Origin of the sequence: Nocardioides sp. NPDC059952 (assembly GCF_042730435.1) — a bacterium.
Classification (GTDB): Bacteria; Actinomycetota; Actinomycetes; order Propionibacteriales; family Nocardioidaceae; genus Nocardioides.
Genome location: NZ_JBHWLY010000017.1, coordinates 71,027 through 91,882 on the forward strand (window position 1 = coordinate 71,027; position 20,856 = coordinate 91,882).

A 20,856-nucleotide genomic window follows, 5' to 3' on the forward strand; every position below is an offset into this window, starting at 1 on the left:
ACCCAATTAGAGTTGATGCGCGTGGGGGGATTCAGAAGGAGGAAGCCGAGGCTGCTCAGCGTCGTCGTGCCGGTCTACAACGTGGCCGACTACGTCGCCGACAGCCTCGACAGCATCCTTCATCAGCCGTTGCGCGAGGTCTGTGCCATCGAGGTGGTCGTCGTCGACGACGGTTCGACCGACGGGTCGGCCGAGATCGTCAAGAGCATCGCGGCCACGGATCCCCGAGTCACGCTGATCACCCAGCCCAACTCCGGTGTCTCCATCGCCCGTCACACCGGGATCGAGGCCACCACCGGTGACCTGCTCACCTTCGTCGACCCCGATGACATCCTGCCCCGTGACGCCTGGAGCACGATGGTGAAGACGCTGCGGCGTACGGGCTCCGACTTCGTCGTCGGATCGGCCGAGCGCGTCACCCTCGTGAACGGCGAGGAGCGGAGGTACGTCACCCCGCTGATGCGCCGCAACCACACCCGGACCCGCCTCAGATGCCGGATCGAGGATGCCCCGCTGATGCTCGCGGACGTGTTCGTGTGGAACAAGATCTTCCGGCGCTCCTTCTGGACCGACAACGACATCACCTTCCCCGAGCGCACCCGCTACCAGGACCAGGTGGCCCTGACCCAGGCGTTCCTGGCCGCCAGGAACTTCGACATCCTCACCGACGTCGTCTACGACTGGCGGGTCCGCTCCGACTTCTCCTCCGCGACCCAGAAGCGCGCCCAGATCGCCAACCTGCTCGAGCGGATCACCACCAAGCGCCAGACCGTCGAGCTCGTGGCCGGCTCGGGCTCGTCGAAGCTGATGCGGACGCTGCGCACCGAGATCCTCCCGATCGACATGTGGGAGCACTTCCGGGCGTCGGTCAACCCCACCACCGAGGATCCGGACCGCTACTGGTCGCTGCTGCGCGGCGCCGTCCTCGAGTTCTGGTACGACGCCGGCGTCCCCTTCGAGGAGACCACCGTCCCGCGTGGCCAGCGCCTGATGGCCTGGCTGGTCTCGCAGGACCGCCGCGACGACCTCGCCGCTCTCATCGAGACGATCGACGAGCGGGGGCCGGCCAAGGGGATCGAGGCGTTCGCCGCCGCGGAGGACCTGCCCGTCGGGCTCTGAGCGCCGGGATCTCGTCGGCGCCCACCAGAAGCCCCAGGGCGTATAACACGGCCCTAGAGGCTCAGGGACCTAAGACCTGCGATATACCCAGATGCGCAGGGAATTGGGCGATTCCCGTTGCAAGGGTGTCCCCCTGGGGGCAAGGTGTGGGCACCCCACGCCATTGCTTCGAGGAGCCCACTGAATGCCCAGCGTCGAGCTGTCGGCCGGTCCGATCGATTTCGAGGATACCGGCGGTGACGGACCTGTCCTCGTACTCCTCCATGGAGTGCCGATGGACGGCCGTGTGTGGCGCCGTGCGCTGCCCTATCTCGGTGGCTTCCGAGTGATCCGGCCCACGCTCCCGTTGGGTGGTCACCGGCAGCCGATGCGGCCCGACGCGGACCTCAGTCAGCAGGGCGTGGCGAGCATCCTCGGCGACTTCCTCGACGCGCTCGACCTCCACGACGTCACCCTGGTCCTCAACGACTGGGGCGGTGGCCAGTTCCTCATCAACGCCGACCGCACCGACCGCATCGCGCGGCTGGCGCTGGTGGCGTGCGAGGCCTTCGACAACTACCCGCCCAAGGCGGCCAAGCCGCTGGCGGTGCTCTCGAAGATGCCGCCGCTGTTCACCGCCGCGCTGCAGCTGTTCCGCATGGAGAGCTTCCGGCAGATGAGCTCCGGCTACGGCGGGATGTCGGTCGACAAGAGCTACCACCTCTACGACGACCTCGTTCACGGCTGGTTCGCGCCGGCGCTGACCGACCGGGCGATCCGCCGCGACTTCATCAAGTTCGCCGGCGGCGCACCTGGTCGCGACGAGCTGCTCGAGCTGGCCGAGGGGCAGCAGAAGTTCACCAAGCCGGTGCTGGTGGTCTGGGCCGACCAGGACACGATGATGCCCGCCGAGCACGGTCCGCGCCTGGCCGCGCACTATCCCGACGCGCGGCTGGAGATCGTCAAGGACTCCTCGACGCTGGTGCCGATCGACCAGCCCGAGCTGCTCGCCGGGCTACTTCGAGAGTTCGCTCTCAGCGGGAGCGCGCCGGTTGACCCGGTAGGCGAGGAAGCTCGGGACGAGTAGCGCGCACAGCGCGATCCCGAGGAGGTTGAGCAGGCCGCCACCGGTGGTCGCGATCGCGGTGCCGACCACGGCCGCCGCGCCTCCGTGCAGGACGTCGGCCACCCGAGGGCCACCCGCGACGACCACCGTGAAGACCCCCTGCAGCCGGCCGCGTACGTTGTCGTCGGCCGCCGACTGCAGGATCGACATCCGGATGGCCGCGGAGGCCACGTCGGCGGCGCCGGCGACCATCATGAAGAACACGGCGAGGCCCAGCATGAGCGCCGTGGTGCGCTTGTCCACAGCGAGATCCGCGAACCCCACGGTGATCCCGAACAGGGTGATCCCGAGGGCCCACACGGCGATGCACCAGATGACCACGCGCCCCTGGGCCTCGATCCGCGAGACCCAGCCGGAGAAGATCCCGCCGATCACCGCACCTGCCGGGATGGCCGCGAAGAGCAGCGCGAACGCGATCCCGCCGTCCGAGGGACCGCCGAAGGACTCGTGCGCGATCTGCGGGAACAGCGCCCGTGGCATCGCGAAGACCATCGCGATCAGGTCGACGACGAAGCTCATCATCAGCACCGGCTGATGCCGCAGGTAGGCGAACCCGTCCCACACCGAACGCAGCCCGGGGACCTTCGCGCCGGCGCCCTCGACCGGGAGCCTCGGCAGCAGCACGACCGCGTAGAGGGTCGCGAAGAGGGTGACGGTGTCGATGGCGTACAGCCAGGTGAACCCGGTGAACGGCAGCATCACGCCGGCGACCAGCGGTCCCGCGATGGCACCTGCCTGGAAGACCGTCATCTGCAGCGAGTTGGCGGCCGGGAGCAGGTGGACGGGCAGGATCTTGGGCAGCAGCGAGTTCCGGGTCGGCGAGTTGACCGCGAAGAAGGCCTGCTGCACCGAGAAGAGGCACAGCAGCAGCCAGACGTTGGTGTTGCCGAGCGCGGACTGGAGCCAGAAGAGCGCACTGGTGCCGATCAGCCCGATGGTCGAGATCATCAGGATCGTGCGCCGGTCGAAGTGGTCCGCGAGCGCGCCGCCGTAGAGACCGAAGACGATCAGCGGGACCAGCCCGAAGACACCCGTCAGCCCGACGTACGCCGAGGAGCCGGTGTCCGCGTAGATCTGGGCCGGCACCGCGACGACGGTCAGCTGCGCGCCGACCATGGTGATGATCCCGGCGATCCACAGCCGCCGGAAGTGCGGCTCCTGGAGGGGGCGGGTGTCGGCGACGGCACCCTTGAGCTTTGCGGTGATGCTCACTTCTGCGGGGCCTTCAACATGGTTACCGATGCTAAACGACTGAATTTACCTGGAGAAATTCCGATGAGAGGTGTCGGATCGGGGTGTAGACGTTCGTAGCAAGGGTGAGAGGCGGTCACCGAGGCCGTCCGACACAAAGGAGTGAGCACCATGGCCAAGTACCTGATGTCCGTGTGGGGCCCCGACTCGGACTACGAGAAGGAGAACTACGGCTACGCCTCGCCGGAGGAGATGATGGCCTCGTTCGAGGCGACCGGGAAGTTCAACGACAAGCTCCAGGAAGAGGGCTACTTCGTCTTCGCCGACGGCCTCGATGCCGCGAAGACAGCGACCGTCGTCGACGGCCAGGGCGAGAAGCCGGTCATCACCGACGGCCCCTACGCAGAGGCCAAGGAGTACATGGCCGGCTTCTGGATCATCGACGTCCCCGACCTCGACGTCGCGCTCAAGCTGGCCGGCGAGGCCTCCGCGGCCTGCCTCGGCAAGGTCGAGGTGCGCCCGATGCAGACCGGCCCCGAGGCGTGAACCGCCGTTGACGGATATTGACGAGGCGATCACCCGGGCTCACCACGAGGAGTGGGCACGGGTGGTCGCCAGCCTCGCCAAGCGCTTCGGCGACCTCGACATCGCCGAGGAGGCCGCGGCCGAGGCGTTCACGGTCGCGGTCGAGCGTTGGCCGCTCGATGGCGTACCTCCCAACCCGGGCGCCTGGCTCACCACCACCGCCAACCGCCGCGCGATCGACCGGATCCGCCGCGAGTCCAAGCGTGACGACAAGCAGAAGGAGGCCGTCGCGATGCACGATGACACCCCGCACGAGCCTCTCGGCGCCATCGAGGACGACCGGCTCCGACTGCTGTTCACCTGCTGCCACCCCGCGCTCGCGCCCGAGGCGCGGATCGCGCTGACGCTGCGCATGGTCGGCGGCCTGACCGTGCCCGAGATAGCGAAGGCCTTCCTGGTCCAGGAGACCACGATGGGCCAGCGAATCACCCGCGCGAAGACCAAGATCAAGGCAGCCCACATCCCTTACCGGGTCCCCGAGGCGGCCGACCTCCCCGAGCGTGTCTCGGGCGTCCTGGCCGTCCTCTTCCTGGTCTTCAACGAGGGCTACCTCTCCTCCGGCGACCACGAGAACTCCGTACGCGGCGACCTGACCCTCGAGGCCATCCGGCTGACCCGCCTGGTCCGTGGGCTGCTCCCCGACGACGGCGAGGTCGCCGGCCTGCTGGCCCTGATGCTGCTGATCGAGGCGCGGCGTACGGCTCGGATCTCGGCGACCGGCGAGCTGGTCCGGCTCGACGAGCAGGACCGCGGCTCGTGGGATCTCGCACTGATCGCCGAGGGTCACGCGCTGGTGCGCGAGCGGCTCGGCGTCGTCGCGAACGGTGGCCCGCGGCCCGGGCGCTACCAGATCCTGGCCGCCATCAACGCGGTGCACACCTCGGTGCGCGACGCCCGCGACACGGACTGGTCGCAGATCGTCGCGCTCTACGACCAGATGGTCCGGGTCGACGGGTCACCCATCGTCCGGCTCAACCGCGCGATCGCCGTCGCCGAGCTGGACGGGCCCGAGGTCGCGCTCGCCGAGATCGACCGGCACCTGGGGTCCAGCCTGGACGACTACCACGCCTTCCATGCCACCCGTGCCGATCTGCTGCGCCGGCTCGGCCGCAGCGGCGACTCCCGGGCGGCGTACGACAAAGCTATCGAGCTAGCCGAGAACGCCGCCGAAGTCGCGCTGCTGACCAGGCGAAGGGATCAGCTCGGACGGAGCTGATCTGGCGCAAGTGTCGGACTACCCCGACGACGAGGAACTTCGACCCTGAGCTGTGGATCAGCACTCAGTCGAGGATCGCCGTGGCTTCGATCTCCACGAAGAACTCGGGGGTGAAGAGTGCTTGGACCCCGATGATCGTGATCGGCGGGGTCGGAGCGGGTAGGCCCTCCAGCTCCTGTGCTCGGGCGATGCCGGCGAGCACCTCGTCCCACATCTCCGGCACCCAGTCGACGATGTAGAAGGTCAGTCGCGCCAGATTCTCGACGCCGCCGCCCGCGCCCTTGACGCCGATGATGATGTTCTGCAGTGCCGCGTGGACCTGGCCGGCGAGGTCGGGAGCGGCCGGCTTGAAGTCCGGCGTGACACCGGCCTGCCCCGCCAACAGCATCAGTCGGGATCCGGTGCCGACGGCGACCGGCGCGTAGTCGGTCTGTTGAAGTAGTCCGTCCGGGTGCAGCAGTTCAACGGTCATTTCGATCTCTCTCCTGTGTTTTCGCGCCTGCTCGTACCGGTCGGCGCGAGCGTCTCTATCACTGATAGAGACGCTCGGAGAGGAGGATCTATTCCCGCGGATGGTCCGGGACCAGTGCGTCCACGACGAAGGCCACGTGCTGACGACGCAACCGCTCCTTCTCGGCTTCCGGGATGTGCGCCATCGGGGTGTCGAGCAGCACCGCCGCCAGGCCGTGGCAGGCCGCCCATACGTGAAGGGCGGCGTCGTCGGCGTACGTCCGCTCGTACGCGGCCGCGACGCCGGCAACCGCCTGCTGGAGGATCTCGAAGGCTGCGTAGCCGGAGCGCCCGCGTGCGGAGCCGTGGGGTCGCTCGAGCTCGTCGGCGGACGAGTTCGAGATGACTGCTCGGAACAGCCCTTCGTGGTCGCGCGCGAAGTGCAGGTAGGCGAGGCACACGGCCGTGAGCTCCTGCTGGGGAGACGGGGCGTTCTCGGAGGCGTCGCCGAGTGAGTCTGCGAGAGCTGCCGTGGCACGCCTGCTCACCGCGAGCATCAGGTCCGCGCGGTTCTTGAAGTGCCAGTAGGCCGTCGCGGCCGAGACCCCGGCCTGCCGTTGCACCTCTCGCACCGACACCGAGTCGGGTCCGGACCTGGCTGTCAGCTCGTAAGCGATATCGAGGACGCGGTTGGCCACATCAGGGGTCGTAGGAGTCGACACCGCTCTATTGTGCGCTGAGGATGAGAACGCAGCCCCAATTGATCATCGCCCTGCTTGATCAGACCGATCGCCGGGCCGCGGCTGAAGAAAACTTCGTCCGGAGCTGTCGGATCGGCATGGATGCGTTCGTAGAAGAAGTGGGTGGCGGTCACCGGACCGCCTCGGAGACGAGGAGACGAAACGAATGCCCGAGTACATGATCGCGTTCAACGACGAGTGGGTGGCCGAGCACACGACCGACCAGCTGCGCGAGAAGAGCATCGCCTCGAAGGCCGTGCTCGACGAGATGAAGGCCGCCGGGGTCTTCGTCTACGCCAACGGCGGGATCGACGCCTCGACCGCTCTCTTCAGCGTCGAGGCCGACAACGGGGCGGCCGTCTTCACCGACGGTCCCTTCGTCGAGACCAAGGAGCACATCGGCGGATTCACGGTCATCGACGTGGCCGACGACGAGGCGGCGCGCTACTGGGCCGGCAAGCTGGCGGTCTGTCTCGACTGGCCGCAGGAGGTCCACCGCTTCCCGAACGAGTATTCCTGGGACGACTGAGCCTCGACCTGGTCCGACGCTTCGCCGGATCTCGGCGGCGAAGCGTTTCAGGTCGTGGCAGGCTTGCTGCATGAGTACGCCAGCGCCGCTTGCCCTGCCCGAGACCGACGCCGCGGAGACCTGGGTCAAGGAGCGTACGTCCACGACGCTGACCCATGTGCGGGAGCTGGCTGAGCAGCTGCGGACCGCGCCGCCGAGCGAGGCGATCGAGGTGCTGAGGGCCTGGGACGAGCTCTCCCTCGAGCTCGGCTCGCTCGGTGGCCTGGCCGGGCTGCTCGCCAATGTTCACCCCGTCGAGGCGGTCCGCACTGCGTGCGAGGACACCGAGGTCGAGGTCGACCGGCTGCGCACCGAGCTCACCCAGGACCAGGCCCTCTACCGCGTCTTCGCCGACCTCCCCACGGAGCAGACCGCGGCGCTCGACCCGCTGGCCGAGCGGCTCCTGGAGAAGACGCTGCAGGACTTCACCCGTGCCGGTGTCGACCGCGACGACGCCACCCGGTCCCGGCTCACCGCGATCAACGAACGGCTCACCGAGCTCAACCTCGAGTTCTCCCGGGTGAGCCGGGACGACGTACGCATCACCCTGGCCACGCCCGAACAGCTGGACGGGATGCCGGCCGACTGGCTGGAGGCGCACCCGGTCGACGACAAGGGGCTCGTGGCGATCACCACCGACTACCCCGACGCGCTACCGGCGCGGATGTTCGTGAAGGACCCGGCGATCCGGAAGGCCGTCACCGTGGCCGGGCTCGAGCGCGGCTGGCCGCACAACGAAGCGGTCCTGAAGGAGATGTTCGCGCTGCGTCACGAGCTGGCCAACCTGGTCGGCTACGAGGACTGGCCGGCCTTCGACGCAGCGGTGAAGATGATCGGTGAGGGGCCGGCGATCCCGGAGTTCATCGACAAGATCGCCGGCGCCGCCGAGGGGCGGATGAAGCGTGACCTCGAGGTGCTCCTCGACCGCTACGACCGTGACGTCCCTGGGGCCAGTGCGGTCTCCGCCGCCGACGCGCTCTACTACGAGGAGCTGGTGCGGCAGGAGAAGTACGACGTCGACAGCCAGGTGGTGCGTACGTTCTTCGACTTCGCGAAGGTGCACCAGGGGCTGCTCGATGTCACCGGCCGGCTCTTCGGGCTGCGCTACGAGCCGGTCTCCGACGTCGTCACCTGGCACGAGGACGTGAGCGTCTTCGACGTCTATCAGCAGGACGGCGACGAGCCCCTCGGCCGGATCTTTCTCGATCTGCACCCTCGCGAGGGCAAGTACAAGCACGCCGCGCAGTTCGACCTGGCCCCCGGCGTGAAGGGCCGGCAGCTCCCCGAGGGCGTGCTGGTCTGCAACTTCTCCCGCGGTCTGATGGAGCACGACCACGTGGTGACCCTCTTCCACGAGTTCGGCCACCTGATCCACCACGTGCTCGGCGGACAGGGCGAGTGGGCGCGTTTCTCCGGGGTCGCGACGGAGTGGGACTTCGTCGAGGCGCCGAGCCAGATGCTCGAGGAGTGGGCGTGGGACGCCGACGTGCTCCAGACCTTCGCCACCGACGCGGCCGGCGAGCCGATCCCGGCCGACCTGGTCGCGCGGATGCGTGCCGCGGACGACTTCGGCAAGGGCTACCACGCGCGGCAGCAGATGTTCTACGCCGCGATCTCCTACTGGTTCCACAAGGAGCAGCCCGACGACCTGACCAAGCGGCTCGAGGAGCTCCAGGCCGCCTACTCTCCCTACCCCTACCTCGCGGGCACCCACTTCTTCGCCAACTTCGGCCACCTGGGCGGTTACTCGTCGGCCTACTACACCTACATGTGGTCGCTGGTCATCGCGAAGGACCTGTTCAGCGCCTTCGACCGCGACAACCTGTTCGACCCCGAGGTGGCGGGCCGCTACCGCGACCTCGTGCTCGCCCGCGGTGGTGAGAAGGACGCCGCCGACCTGGTCGCCGACTTCCTCGGCAGGCCCTACTCCTTCGATGCGTACGCGGCCTGGCTGGTCTCCTGACGCGATCACCGACCCCGGGCGGCAGCGTCGCGATACCCGCTAGGGTACGTCCGCTGAATGTTCGTCAGCGTCGCCCGGCACTCCTCGTGCCTTCCCCCAGGCAGGTCCTTCAGATGTATCTCCGCCCGGGTCGCTCGACCCGTCTTCTCGCCCTCGCCATCCTCGGATTTCTCGGTGCCACGCTGCTCACCGCCGCTCCGGCAGCTGCCAACACCGCGCCCCGGATCACCAAGGCCACCATCTCCACGTGGATGCCGGTGAAGACCGAAGGGCTCATCCAGTGGACCCCCGCGTTCTCGTACGCAGCGAGTGACGACCAGGGCGTCACCGGGTTCCAGGTGCAGCGGAAGAGCGCGCCGTGGAGCACCTCCCCGACGCGCCGAGCCACGATGAGCGCAGCGGCCTATGTATGGCGGGCGGACGGTTCCAGCACGTGGCTCTACCCGTCCCGGACCTCGGTCCGAGGTCGCCTGGACCCCGGTGCCGTCGACTGTTTCCGGGTTCGGGCCAAGGACGCGGCGGGGTTGACCTCGGCATGGACGGGCTGGCGCTGCGCGCACGCCCCGATGCGGGCCGCCGAGACCTGGTCATGGTGCTGCCAGCCCAACCTGATCTCCGGCCTGCACCTCGACGGGTCCGCCGACGGCCCCGACGTCGCCTACGTGTCGACCCGGTTCGGCACGCAGCGCAGCAACGGGGCGTACTGCGCCAAGGGGGTTCGCCTCCGCGTGTTCAAGGGCCCCGGTCAGGGCAAGATGAACGTCTTCCTGGGCAGCTCGAAGGTCGGCGCCGTGAGCGCCTGGTCGCGCACCAGCGGATGGAAGTGGGCCACGGTGCGGCGCTCCACCGATGCGTGCGGACGAGTGCGTCTGGTTCCGCTGACGCGAGCTCCGGTGCAGATGACCCGGAACTACATGCTCTACTGACGCGGGGCGCTGACGGGCGCTTATAACACGCGTTCGATGCGTACGAACACGAAATCCTTGTCTTGTAAAGGAATCGGTTATTTGCGTCCTATGGAGCGCCAAACTTGCGTCGTGGCTCCATCTGGACGAACGTCTCTGGAAGCAGAGGTGCCTGTTGCGCGCATCACTCGGGCTGCTCGTCGATCCCAGGCACCTTCTCAAAACCCTATTGAGGGGAGAGACAAATGGATGCCGTGAAGGACATCGACTGGGTGGGTCTCGGTGGCAAGGTGCTCGCCGCGATCGTCATCCTCGTCGTCACATGGATCATCGCGAAGATCGTCGCTTGGGCGTTCGCGAAGCTGACCTCGAAGATCCCGGTGCTCCAGAAGGCTGGGAATGACGGGGACACCATCGGCAAGAGCCTCGGTTCCGTGGCCGCCCTGCTGGTGTGGCTCTTCGGTCTGATCGCGCTGCTGGACCTGTTCGGGCTCAGTTCGGTGCTGACGCCGATCCAGGGTCTGCTCGACGGTGTGCTGGGCTTCCTGCCCAACCTCATCGGTGCGGTCTTCGTCTTCATCGTCGGCGCGCTCGTCGCCAAGGTCGTCCGCCAGCTCGTCGAGACCGCGCTCGGTGCGGTCCCGTTCGACAAGTGGCTCGGCAGCGGCAGCAAGCTCTCCGGCCAGGTCGACGCGACGGTGGGTGTGGACACCACTGCCGACTCGTACGACGCACCGGCCGCGCCCTCGGGTGCTGCCGCGCAGATCGTCAAGGTCATCGGTCTCGTTCTCTACTCGATCATCATGATCGTGGTGGCCATCGCCTCGCTGCAGATTCTCGGGATCAGCTCGATCTCGCGGCCTGCCGAGCTCATGCTCGCCATGATCCTGGCTGCGATCCCGAAGCTCATCGCCGCCGCGATCCTGCTCGGCATCGGAGTGGTCATCGCCCGCTTCGCCGCCGACGTCCTCGGTCAGCTCATCGACGGGCTCGGCTTCGACAATGCGCTCCACTCGATGGACGTGCTGCCGCAGGGGCAGAGCGCGACCCCGGCGATCACCAAGGTGATCCAGATCGGCATCGTGCTCTTCTTCGCCGTGATGGCGGCGCAGATGCTGGAGTTCCCGCAGATCACCGCGTTCATCGCCGAGGTGCTCGAGCTGGGTGGCCGGGTCATCTTCGGTGGCGCGATCATCGCTGCCGGTGTCGTGATCGCCTCGGTGCTCGCGAAGATCGTGCCCGGTTCGGCGTCGCAGATCCTGAAGTACGCCACGATCGTGCTCTTCGTCGCGATCGGGCTGAGCTTCATGGGTCTGGCCGACTCGATCATCAACCTCGGCTTCGGTGCCGTGGTCGTCGGTGGTGCCGCTGCCGCGGCGCTCGCCTTCGGTCTCGGTGGTCGAGAGGCTGCCGCCCGCCAGCTGGAGCGGCTCCAGGCTGAGAGCGGTGGCACGAGTCCCGCTGCCGCGCCGACCGCTCAGAACTCGACGCCGCCGCCGACGCCCGGCGTCTGATCGCACTCACGACCCTCAGGGTCTGACTCAGGGAGCCCCCGGATATTCGGGGGCTCCCTTTCATTTGGCTTGAATCGGTTGAATCCTCGGCGTACGATCACGATATATCGCGAAGGAACGCGATCTAGTCTTCCGAGAGTAAGAGAGAAACCTGATGAGTAACAACAACCCTTGGGGTGAGTGGATCGACCAGATGGGTCGAGAGTTCGGCAAGGGCGGCCCGCGCCGCTCCCATGGCTGGCAGGGTGGTCCCGGTTGGGGCGGACCCGGATGGGGTGGCCCCGGCGGCCCCGGTTGGCAGGGCGGCCACCACGGTCGCGGTCGTGGGCCGGCCGGCCCGCCGCCGTGGATCGCGGCGCTGCTCGGCTTCGAGAACCAGCCCCCGCAGCGGCCCGGTCCCCGCGTCCGTCGTGGTGACGTACGCTCCGCGATCATCTACGTGATGGCCGAAGCGGCCGAGCAGGGCCAGGTGATCAACGGCTACCAGGTGATCCAGCAGATCTCCGAGCGCAGCTCGGGTGAGTGGCGGCCGAGCCCCGGCTCGGTCTACCCGACCATCCAGCAGCTCGAGGACGAGGGTCTCGTGGAGTCCGACGACGAGCACGGCCGCCGGGCGATCCGGCTGACCGAGACCGGCAAGACCTACGCCACCGAGCACGCCGACGAGCTGGCAGCCGTCTGGAAGCCGTTCGACAAGGCCGTCGACAATGCTCGTGAGCAGAGCCGTGGTGGCCGCGGCGGACAGGGCATGGGCGACCTCGCCGGCTTCGGGATCCTCGGTGGCGAGCTCGCCCAGGTGCTCCCGGCCGTGTGGCAGCTCGCCACCTCCGGCACCGACGCCCAGCGCCAGGCCGCCGCCGACGTCCTCGCCGACACCCGGCGCAAGCTCTACGGCATCCTCGCGGCCGGCGACGACGAGACCGTTCCCGGTGAGGGTGCGGTCACCGCCGAGCAGGTCGACGAGGTCGAGGAGAGCGACGAGACCGACGGTCCCGGCGGCCAGTCGCCCGGGGCTGCGCCCACCGCCTGATGTCTCCGATCGCTTCAGGAGTCGTACGTTTGCGCTGCTGCGCGTCGTACGACTCCTGATTCGTCTCTGAGCTAACTTCGGCTCCATGAGCGCATCTGCCCCGACTCTGATCCCAGCCGGCACGGTGTTCACGGCCGAGGAGATCACCGACTGGGCGGATCGAGGACGGCGTACGCTCGAGGAAGCGCTCACCGAGGCCGACCTCCTGGTGAGCGCGCCGCACGCCGGAGCGGCGATCCCGGCCGAGCTCGCGCCCTACCTGGCGCCGGAGCTGACCAAGCGCCTGCAGCACGACTTCACCGACTGCACCACGGCCGCGATCGTGCGCCGCTGGGCGCAGATCGACCCACGGGTCGTGGCCGTGATCAACCCGCACCCGCGCATGGTGCGCGACCCCAACCGGGCCAAGCCCGCCGACGTGGTCGCCACGCTGCGCGAAGCCCTGGACCGGGTGGCGGCGGCCGGACGCTGGCAGCGCGTCGACCTGTCCGGCGTCGACGCGATCCGGCCGGTCACCTTCTCGTTCTTCCCGATCCTCGACGTCCCGGGCGACGCCGACGGTCTCACCCGGCTGTGCGAGGACTTCGCCCGTGTCGCCGAGCAGGGTCTCGGAGTCTACGAACGGACCCGGGACGCGCTCCTCGACCGCATGCTGGAGCGCGCATCGGACAACGGTGGCCGGGTCACCACCCTCTCCTTCCACGACACCATGAACACCACGACCACGCCGGAGGGTGCGGTCGTCGTCGCCCGGGATCCGAAGGACCGGCTCCCTGCGGTCGTCGCGCTCTCCAACCGCGGCGACGCCGAGGGGGAGTCGCGCGGCGACGACGACCGGCCGACCATGGCCCCCGCCCGCCTGCGTGCTCTCGCCGAGGCGCACCGTCGTGGTTTCGAGGTGGCGGCCGCGGATGACGTACTGCTCAATCAGCCCTACCTCGGCAGCCAGGAGATCGTCGCGGCTCGGGCCCGGTTCGCCGACTTCCACGCCGCTCATCCCGGCAGCGGAGTCGTCACCGACGCGGTGCAGGCCGAGTTCCTGCGGGAGTTCCTGCTCGGGGAGCGAGCGACGGCCCAGATCCAGCGGCCCGGCACCGACTGGCCGGCGGCCGCCCCCGAGCAGGTCGATCGGGTCGCGCAGGCGTGCAAGCGGGCCTGGGCCGACTTCCGCTCCGGTTCCTAGAAGACGTCGACCACGGTTCCGATCACCGACCCGGCGATGATCGTCGTCACGGCGAGGATGATCGAGGGCAGCGCGAACGAGTGGTCGATGAGCTTGGTGCCGAGCTTGGTGCTGCCTGAGGTGTCGAAGTTGGCGGCGGCGATCTGCGAGCCGTTGGTGGGCAGCAGGTAGATGCCTGCGAACGCGCCGGCCCACATGCCGGAGAGCAGGCCCAGCGGCATGCCGGCGCTCAGCGCGATCGGCACGGCGGTGTTGGTCGCGGTCGACTGGCTCGTGGTGAGCACGCAGACGACGAACACGGCGAGCGCGAAGATCCAGGGTGCCTGCGCGACGAGATCGCCGATGCCCTCGCTGATGAGGTCGGTATGGGCATCGATGAAGGTGCTGGTGAGCCAGGCCAGGCCGAGGAGCGCGATCGCCGAGACCATGCCGGCCTTGAAGACCGAGGTCGTCGGCACCTCGCTCACCTTGGGCTTCGAGACCAGGATGATCACGGTGCCGACCACGAACATGATCATCGGGATGAGGTCGTTCATCTCGAGGCGGGTCTCGGCGCCGAAGGGCGGACGAAGGTCGGCGAAGAGACCGAAGAAGACGATCAGCAGCACACCGCTGAAGAAGATCAGCGCGGCGTTGCGGCCGGCTGCGGTCGCCTCCGGCAGCGTGGTCGAGGGGTCCTTGGACCTCTCACCGGTGGCGTTGCCCGGGGCGGGGATCTCGCCGGCGGCGATCTTTGCCTGGATCTCCGGGTCGTCCTTGATGTCCTTGCCGAGACGGTTGACCACGATCGCGGACAGGACGATGCCGATGATGGCGGCCGGCAGGGTCACCATGATGATGTTGATCATCTCGAAGCCGTACGCGCTGGTGAATCCGATCATCGCGGCCATCGCCGCCGAGACGGGGCTGCAGGCGAGGGCCACGCCGGTGGCCACGACCGAGAGGGACAGCGGGCGCGAGGGCCGGATCCCGTTGGAGTAGGAGACGTCCTGGATCACCGGCAGCAGCGGGTAGAGGATGTTGGACGTCCCGGCGCCGACCGAGAAGAGGAACGAGATCAGCGGCGCCACCAAGGTGATCATCTTCGGGTTCTTCTGGATCGCCTTGGCGGCGACCGTGACCATCCAGTCGATGCCGCCGGCCTGCTGCATCATCGAGGCGGACACCACCACGGAGAGGACGATGATGATCGCCGAGGTCGGGATCGATCCCGCGGGCAGCTGGAAGACGAACACGAGCACGGCGACACCGAGGCCGCCCCACAGGCCGAGGCCGACACCGCTCGACCTCGTCCCCATCAGGATCGCGAGGATGACGACCGCGAGCTCGAGCAGGATGAGAACCACGTCCACGACGGTCCGATCTGTTGCAGGGAGAGGAGCCGTGGGGGCGGGTGGTCAAAGTTAAGCAGCGAGCAGCCTCGAGCGTGGTGAGGCGAACGCGTGTCGCGCTCAGAGCGCCTCGAGGTGGTCGACCATGTGACGGTGGCCGACGGCCTCGTAGCCGACGATCGTGACCACCGGCGCCAGCGCCACGACCACGAGGCACCAGGCCACCGGCACGCCCGCGGCCGCCATCACGACGCTCGCGACGAGCACGGCGGCGGTGAGGACGACCAGGAGGATGTGGAACGGGTCGATCACGTGCATGAACAGGTTGTAGAGGAGGTAGAGGACCAAGGCGTACGCCCCGACGGGGATGGCCACGGAGAGAACCGTGCCGACCGCGCCGAGCTCGGAATGGTGCTCGATCAGGTAGGCCGCCACGTGCAGGCCGGCGCCGGTCGCCGCGATCGCGGCGAAGATCAGGATGTGTCCGTAGCCCCACAGGAACGAACGATCGCGGTGCCGCTCGAGCATGGTGGCCCAGGGGATCGTGAAGTAGGTCCACCACTGACCGAACGTCAGGCCGATACCGGCGGCGAGCAGGAGGATCGCGTCGAGGCTCCAGCCCAGCTCCGGCTCGTGGACGATCGCGGACATCACCGCGACGGTGCCGATCACGCCCTCGCCGAGGGTGATGATCGTCAGAAGGCCATAGCGCTCGGCGATGTGGTCGGCGTGCCAGGGAGTGCCGCCGAAGCGGCGCTCGGCGATGAACGGTCCGACCAGCTCGATCACCAGGGGCACCATCATCGCCGCGAACGCGACCGTCACGCTCAGCGGCAGGATGGCGATGACGCACCAGAGCACCTGCGCGCTGAGGACGGAGACGAGGTAGACCCGGTGGGCGCCGCGACGGGCCGGATCCTGGCGCCAGGCGCGCAGCCACTGACCGCAGAGCGCGACCCGCATCACGACGTACCCGGCGATCATGAGCTCGTTGTGGAGCCGGTCGCCCTCGTGGACGCTCTCGAACATCTCCGGCAGGCCGAGGGCCATGATGATCACGCCGACCATCTGCACCATCGTGAGCAGCCGGAACGCCCAGTCGTCGGTGTCGTAGGCCGAGGCCATCCAGGAGTAGTTGATCCACGCCCAGCAGATCGCGAACGAGGCGAAGCAGAACGCCACGATCCCCGCCAGGACGTGACCCTCCGCGAGCTGATGGGCCAGCTCGTTGCCGCTCACGCCGAAAGCCACGACGAAGGTGAGGTCGAAGAGCAGCTCCAAGGGAGTCGCGGCCCGATGCTCCTCGTGCGGGTCGCGTCCGGTCATCTGGCGCAGGCGGCTGGATGCGTTCACGTGGTGAGGATAGGACGTCGGGCGTACGTTTCCTGATATGAGCGAAATCCTGATCAAGGTGCGCGGGTCACACGCCGTCGAGGTGGCGCCGGAGCGAGGGGTGGTATCCGCCGAGGTCCGGTTCGACGGTCCCGCGCCGGAGCCGGTGATGGAGCAGCTGCGGCGTGGGCTGCACGGCGCGCGCACGGAGCTCGAGCGACTCGAGCTGGAGGGCGCGATCAAGAGGCTCGTCATCCAGCGGGCGCGCACGTCGGCCGAGCGCCCTTGGCACAAGGACGGCAAGCAGCTGCCGCTGGTGCACCGTGCCACGGTCGGTCTCTGGGCGGAGTTCGTCGACTTCGAGGCGCTGGCGACATGGGTCGGCCGCACCGCGGGCAACGAGGGTCTCCGGGTCGACCACGTCTCCTGGCAGCTGACCAAGGAGAGCCGGCTGAAGGTCGAGCGTGACGTACGTCAGGAGGCGGTGCGTCAGGCCAAGGTGCGCGCGCAGGACTACGCCGATGCGCTCGACCTCGGCCCGGTCGTCGTCCGGAGCATCAACGACGTCGGTGTCAGTCACGAGGTGGCGTACGCGTCGGCGCCGATGGCGATGTCGGAGCAGGCCAGTAAGGCGTGGGGCGCGGACCAGGCTGCACCGGACCTGGCCTTCGACCCCGACGACATCACGGTCTATGCCGAGGTGGAGGCCGCCTTCACCGTCGCCGCGTCCTGACCCAGCTGGGCGTCGAGGCGCTCGGGGGAGAGCAGGTGGTTGATGACGACCGCGGCACAGCCGACCATGCCGGTGGAGTCGGCGTGGGTGGAGGGGACGAAGGTCAGGTCGCGGGTGGCCAGGGCGGTCGAGCGGGAGTAGACGGTCTCGCGCACGCCCGCGGTGTAGAGGTCGAAGGCACCGGCCATGTCGCCGCCGATGACGACGACCTCGGGGTTGAGCAGGTTGATCGCGATCGCCAGCACCTCGCCGAGCTGGCGGCCGGCCTCGCGCAGCAGGCCGCGGGCGATGGCGTCGCCCGCGAGCGCGGCGGCGACCAGGTCGCGGATGTGTCCCGCGGAGACGCCGGAGTCGACCAGGCCCTGGGTCAGCGCCCAGCCGGCGGCCACCGTCTCCAGGCACCCGGTGGCTCCGCATCGGCACGGGCGCTCGCCGGCGGACTCGACCCGGGTGTGGCCGATCTCGCCGACGGCGCCGGCGTGGCCGCGCAGCACCCGGCCGTCGGCGATAACCGCGAGCCCGAGGCCGGTCGACGCCTTCACGACGAGCGCGTCGTGCGGGTGCAGCCCGCTGCCGAAGAGCTCCGCCGTGGCCAGTGCGTCGGTGTCGTTGACGAGCACCAGTGGCCCGTCGGTGAGCCGGTCGAAGTAGGGGTCGAGCGCGACGCCGTCCCAGCCACGCATCACCGGTGAGTCGACCGAGACCAGGCGGACGGGGTCGACGACGCCCGGCAGACTCATCCCGACGCCGAGCACGGGCGGCTCGATGCCCTCCAGGAGCCGCTCGAGCCGGTCGGTCACGTCGGGCATGAGGTCGTCGGCGGCGATGCCGACCTCGTGGTCACGGGTGTCGCCGGCGAGCTCGCGGCCATCGAGGTCGAAGACGGCGAGCTGGCTGCGCGAGCGCCCGATGGCCACGGCCAGGACGACCCCGGCGTCGGCGTTGAAGCTCAGCGAGCCCGGCGGCCGGCCGCCGGTGGAGGCGAGCTCCTCCCCGGTCAGGATCAGCCCTGCGTCGACGAGCGCCGAGACCCGGGAGACCACAGCCGTACGCGACAGGCCGGTCGTCTTCTGCAGATCGCTGCGGGTCAGGGCGCGCCCGGAGCGCACCAGAGCAAGGACGTCGGCGGCGGTTGTCATCTCGGGCATGGGGTGAAGCGTACGCCTCTTATGTCTTTCGTGTACCAAAGATTTACTTGTATCGATCCAAAGATCGTGTCAAGGTGTCCCAAAGCACACTGTCTTTTGGAGGACCCGTGACCGCCGTTTCCCCCACCGTCGCTGACGTCACCGCCCGTCTCATCGAGCGGTCCGCGGCCACGCGGGCCGACTACCTGGCCCGCATCGCGTCCGCCCGGGCGACCGGGCCCGCCCGGGGCCGGCTCGCGTGCAGCAACCTGGCCCACGGCTTCGCGGCCTCCACCGCCCCGGCGAAGGCCGAGCTCAAGGTCATCAACCCCGGCGCGAAGCCCAACGTCGCGATCGTGACCTCCTACAACGACATGCTCTCCGCGCACGCCCCCTACGAGACCTACCCGCCGCTCCTCAAGGCCGCGGTCATGCGGGCCGGCGGGCTGGCCCAGGTCGCCGGCGGCGTACCCGCGATGTGCGACGGCATCACCCAGGGTCGCGACGGGATGCAGGTCTCCCTCTTCTCCCGCGACGTGATCGCGATGTCGGCCGGGATCGCCCTCTCGCACGACATGTTCGACGCCGCGCTGATGCTCGGCGTGTGCGACAAGATCGTGCCCGGCCTCCTGATCGGGGCCCTCTCGTTCGGTCACCTGCCGACCGTCTTCGTGCCCGCGGGCCCGATGTCCTCCGGCCTTCCCAACAAGGAGAAGGCCCGCGTCCGGCAGCGGTACGCAGCGGGTGAGGCCACCCGCGAGGAGCTCCTCGAGGCCGAGGCCGCGAGTTACCACTCCCGCGGCACCTGCACGTTCTACGGCACCGCCAACTCCAACCAGCTGCTGATGGAGGTGCTCGGGCTGCACCTGCCCGGCTCCTCGTTCGCGTCGCCGGACACCCTGCTGCGGGCCGCGCTCAACCGCGCCGCCGCCGCACGTGCCACCGAGCTGGCGCTCAGCGGCGGCCCGGGCATCGGCGAGCTGGTCGACGAGAAGGCGATCATCAACGCCTGCGTCGCGCTGCTCGCCTCGGGCGGCTCGACCAACCACACCCTCCACCTGGTCGCGATCGCTCGTGCCGCCGGGATCCAGCTGACCTGGTCCGACATCTCCGACCTGTCGCCGGTCGTCCCGCTGCTCACCCGGATGTACCCCAACGGCTCCGCCGACGTGAACCACTTCCACGCGGCCGGCGGTGTCAGCTTCCTGATCCGCACGCTGCTCGAGGCCGGGCTGCTCCACGAGGACGTCACCACGATCCTCGGGCCGGGGCTCTCGGCCTACACCCAGGAGTCGCGGCTCACCCGCGACGGCGAGATCGAGCTGGTCGAAGGTGCCCCGGTCTCCGGCGACCTCGACGTGCTGCGCCCGGCTTCGGATCCCTTCTCGCCCGACGGTGGCCTGCGGGTCCTGACCGGCGAGCTCGGCACCGCCGTCATCAAGACCTCGGCGGTCGCGCCGGAGCACCGGGTGGTGTCCGCGCCGGCGGTCGTCTTCGACGACCAGGCCGACTTCCTCACCGCCTTCTCCGAGAAGCGCCTCGACGGCCGCGACTTCGTTGCGGTGATCCGCTACCAGGGCCCTGCAGCCAACGGCATGCCCGAGCTGCACAAGCTCACCCCGGCGCTCGGCGTGATGCAGGACCGCGGCCAGCAGGTCGCCATCGTCACCGACGGCCGGATGTCCGGCGCGTCGGGGAAGGTGCCCGCCGCCATCCACCTCACCCCTGAGGCCGCGCTCGGCGGACCGCTCGCTCGCGTGCAGGACGGCGACCTGATCACCGTCGACGCCGTCGCCGGCACGCTGACGATCGGGGTCGACGCCGACGAGTTCGCGCACCGTCCGGCCACCGGTCGTGCTCCGCTCGACGCCGAGTGGCGCGGCACCGGCCGTGAGCTCTTCGCCGCCTTCCGTGCCACCGTCGGCTCAGCCGACACCGGCGCCTCCGTCTTCACCTTCGCTCCCGACCAGCAGAGCCCGATGCCCCAGGAGACCCCCGTCCATGTCTGACCTGAAGTCCACCGACCTGCTCGACCTCTCCCCGGTGATCCCGGTCGTCGTGATCGAGGATGTCGACCACGCGGTGCCCGTGGCTCGCGCGCTCGCCGAGGGTGGCGTGCCGATGGTCGAGCTGACGCTGCGTACGACGGTGGCGCTCGACGCCATCCGGGCCATCGCCGAGGAGGTGCCGGAGGTTCTGATCGGCGCCGGCACCGTGACCACTCCCGTGCTCGCCAAAGAGGCCGCCGCGGCCGGCGCCCAGTTCCTGGTCTCGCCGGGTGCGACCCCGACGCTGCTCGGCGCGATGCGCGACACCGGCCTGCCGTTCCTGCCCGGCACCGCCACCGTCTCCGAGGCCCTCGCGGTGCTCGAGACCGGCCACACCGCGATGAAGTTCTTCCCGGCCGAGGCCTCCGGCGGCGCCAAGTACCTGGGCTCGCTGCCGTCCGTGCTCCCCGACGCGCGCTTCTGCCCCACCGGCGGCATCTCGCTCGCCACCGCTCCGAGCTACCTCAGCCTCCGCAACGTCGGCTGCGTCGGCGGCTCCTGGCTCACCCCCGCCGACGCCCTCGCCGCCGGCGACTGGGACCGCGTCACCGCGCTCGCAGCCGCCACCGCCGCCCTCCGCTGACCCAACCCCCGCCGGGTGGGGGCGGGGGGAAGAGCCGCCACGGGGGGGTTTTGGGGGAGAAAGCCCCCCCACCGCGGGGGGGCGGGGGGGGGGGGGCAGGGGGGGGGGGCGGGGGGACGGGGGCCCCGGGGCC

Annotated in this window: 19 protein-coding genes; 13 read left to right on the top strand and 6 right to left on the bottom strand. The window is 69.2% G+C overall.

Annotation, left to right across the window (positions count from 1 at the left end):
- The first annotated feature begins 15 nt into the window (after positions 1-15).
- Positions 16-1,119 carry a glycosyltransferase family 2 protein gene (locus tag ACFV9G_RS10575; RefSeq protein WP_378727403.1) on the top strand — a complete coding sequence of 368 codons (1,104 nt, stop codon included), beginning with the start codon at positions 16-18 and terminating at the stop codon, positions 1,117-1,119.
- Positions 1,120-1,303: 184 nt separating this feature from the next.
- Positions 1,304-2,185, top strand: coding sequence for an alpha/beta fold hydrolase (locus tag ACFV9G_RS10580; protein WP_378727404.1), 882 nt, complete (start codon positions 1,304-1,306; stop codon positions 2,183-2,185).
- Here the strand turns inward: ACFV9G_RS10580 and ACFV9G_RS10585 are convergent.
- Positions 2,114-3,436 (bottom strand): MFS transporter, encoded by a 1,323-nt coding sequence (locus tag ACFV9G_RS10585; RefSeq protein ID WP_378727405.1) that lies wholly within the window; start codon positions 3,434-3,436, stop codon positions 2,114-2,116. The two genes, ACFV9G_RS10580 and ACFV9G_RS10585, sit on opposite strands and share 72 nt — an antisense overlap.
- Before the next feature lie 150 nt (positions 3,437-3,586).
- On the opposite strand from ACFV9G_RS10585, the gene ACFV9G_RS10590 reads away from it, so the two are divergent.
- Positions 3,587-3,961 carry a YciI family protein gene (locus ACFV9G_RS10590; RefSeq protein WP_378727406.1) on the top strand — a complete coding sequence of 125 codons (375 nt, stop codon included), beginning with the start codon at positions 3,587-3,589 and terminating at the stop codon, positions 3,959-3,961.
- Positions 3,962-3,968: 7 nt separating this feature from the next.
- Positions 3,969-5,216 (top strand): RNA polymerase sigma factor, encoded by a 1,248-nt coding sequence (locus tag ACFV9G_RS10595; RefSeq protein ID WP_378727407.1) that lies wholly within the window; start codon positions 3,969-3,971, stop codon positions 5,214-5,216.
- A 64-nt stretch (positions 5,217-5,280) separates the two neighbouring features.
- On the opposite strand, the gene ACFV9G_RS10600 is transcribed toward ACFV9G_RS10595, so the two are convergent.
- Both ACFV9G_RS10600 and ACFV9G_RS10605 read right to left on the bottom strand, forming a co-directional pair.
- Positions 5,281-5,688: a RidA family protein gene (locus tag ACFV9G_RS10600; RefSeq protein WP_378727408.1), complete on the bottom strand. Its 408-nt coding sequence runs from the start codon at positions 5,686-5,688 to the stop codon at positions 5,281-5,283.
- An 88-nt stretch (positions 5,689-5,776) separates the two neighbouring features.
- Positions 5,777-6,388 (bottom strand): TetR/AcrR family transcriptional regulator, encoded by a 612-nt coding sequence (locus tag ACFV9G_RS10605; RefSeq protein WP_378727409.1) that lies wholly within the window; start codon positions 6,386-6,388, stop codon positions 5,777-5,779.
- 184 nt (positions 6,389-6,572) lie between these two features.
- Here ACFV9G_RS10605 and ACFV9G_RS10610 point away from each other — a divergent pair, with 184 nt between their 5' ends.
- The 6 genes from ACFV9G_RS10610 (at position 6,573) to ACFV9G_RS10635 (ending at position 13,569) form a co-directional block, all read left to right on the top strand.
- Positions 6,573-6,935 (top strand): YciI family protein, encoded by a 363-nt coding sequence (locus ACFV9G_RS10610; RefSeq protein WP_378727410.1) that lies wholly within the window; start codon positions 6,573-6,575, stop codon positions 6,933-6,935.
- A 70-nt stretch (positions 6,936-7,005) separates the two neighbouring features.
- On the top strand, positions 7,006-8,937 hold the full coding sequence (locus tag ACFV9G_RS10615) for a M3 family metallopeptidase (RefSeq protein ID WP_378727411.1): 1,932 nt from the start codon (positions 7,006-7,008) through the stop codon (positions 8,935-8,937).
- 113 nt (positions 8,938-9,050) lie between these two features.
- Entirely contained in the window at positions 9,051-9,863 is an 813-nt protein-coding gene (locus tag ACFV9G_RS10620; RefSeq protein WP_378727412.1) for a hypothetical protein, read from the top strand.
- Positions 9,864-10,087: 224 nt separating this feature from the next.
- On the top strand, positions 10,088-11,356 hold the full coding sequence (locus ACFV9G_RS10625; protein WP_378727413.1) for a mechanosensitive ion channel: 1,269 nt from the start codon (positions 10,088-10,090) through the stop codon (positions 11,354-11,356).
- A gap of 154 nt (positions 11,357-11,510) precedes the next feature.
- Positions 11,511-12,386, top strand: coding sequence for a PadR family transcriptional regulator (locus ACFV9G_RS10630; RefSeq protein WP_378727414.1), 876 nt, complete (start codon positions 11,511-11,513; stop codon positions 12,384-12,386).
- An 85-nt stretch (positions 12,387-12,471) separates the two neighbouring features.
- Positions 12,472-13,569 (top strand): N-formylglutamate amidohydrolase, encoded by a 1,098-nt coding sequence (locus ACFV9G_RS10635; protein ID WP_378727415.1) that lies wholly within the window; start codon positions 12,472-12,474, stop codon positions 13,567-13,569.
- Here ACFV9G_RS10635 and ACFV9G_RS10640 read toward each other — a convergent pair.
- A complete protein-coding gene (locus tag ACFV9G_RS10640) occupies positions 13,566-14,915 on the bottom strand; it encodes an anaerobic C4-dicarboxylate transporter family protein (RefSeq protein WP_378727416.1) in 1,350 nt (449 codons plus the stop codon). The genes ACFV9G_RS10635 and ACFV9G_RS10640 overlap by 4 nt on opposite strands.
- A 105-nt stretch (positions 14,916-15,020) precedes the next feature.
- The gene (locus ACFV9G_RS10645) at positions 15,021-16,253 is read right to left on the bottom strand and encodes a low temperature requirement protein A (RefSeq protein ID WP_378727417.1); all 1,233 of its coding nucleotides are present in this window, start codon (positions 16,251-16,253) and stop codon (positions 15,021-15,023) included.
- Positions 16,254-16,290: 37 nt separating this feature from the next.
- Between ACFV9G_RS10645 and ACFV9G_RS10650 the strand changes: the two genes are divergently transcribed.
- Positions 16,291-16,965 (top strand): SIMPL domain-containing protein, encoded by a 675-nt coding sequence (locus tag ACFV9G_RS10650; RefSeq protein ID WP_378727418.1) that lies wholly within the window; start codon positions 16,291-16,293, stop codon positions 16,963-16,965.
- Here ACFV9G_RS10650 and ACFV9G_RS10655 read toward each other — a convergent pair.
- Positions 16,923-18,113, bottom strand: coding sequence for an ROK family protein (locus ACFV9G_RS10655; protein WP_378727419.1), 1,191 nt, complete (start codon positions 18,111-18,113; stop codon positions 16,923-16,925). The genes ACFV9G_RS10650 and ACFV9G_RS10655 overlap by 43 nt on opposite strands.
- A 107-nt stretch (positions 18,114-18,220) precedes the next feature.
- On the opposite strand from ACFV9G_RS10655, the gene edd reads away from it, so the two are divergent.
- Positions 18,221-20,101, top strand: a complete 1,881-nt coding sequence (edd, locus tag ACFV9G_RS10660; protein ID WP_378727420.1) for a phosphogluconate dehydratase — start codon at positions 18,221-18,223, stop codon at positions 20,099-20,101.
- Positions 20,094-20,723: a bifunctional 4-hydroxy-2-oxoglutarate aldolase/2-dehydro-3-deoxy-phosphogluconate aldolase gene (gene eda / locus ACFV9G_RS10665; protein ID WP_378727421.1), complete on the top strand. Its 630-nt coding sequence runs from the start codon at positions 20,094-20,096 to the stop codon at positions 20,721-20,723. Before edd ends, eda begins: the two co-directional genes overlap by 8 nt.
- Positions 20,724-20,856 lie beyond the last annotated feature (133 nt).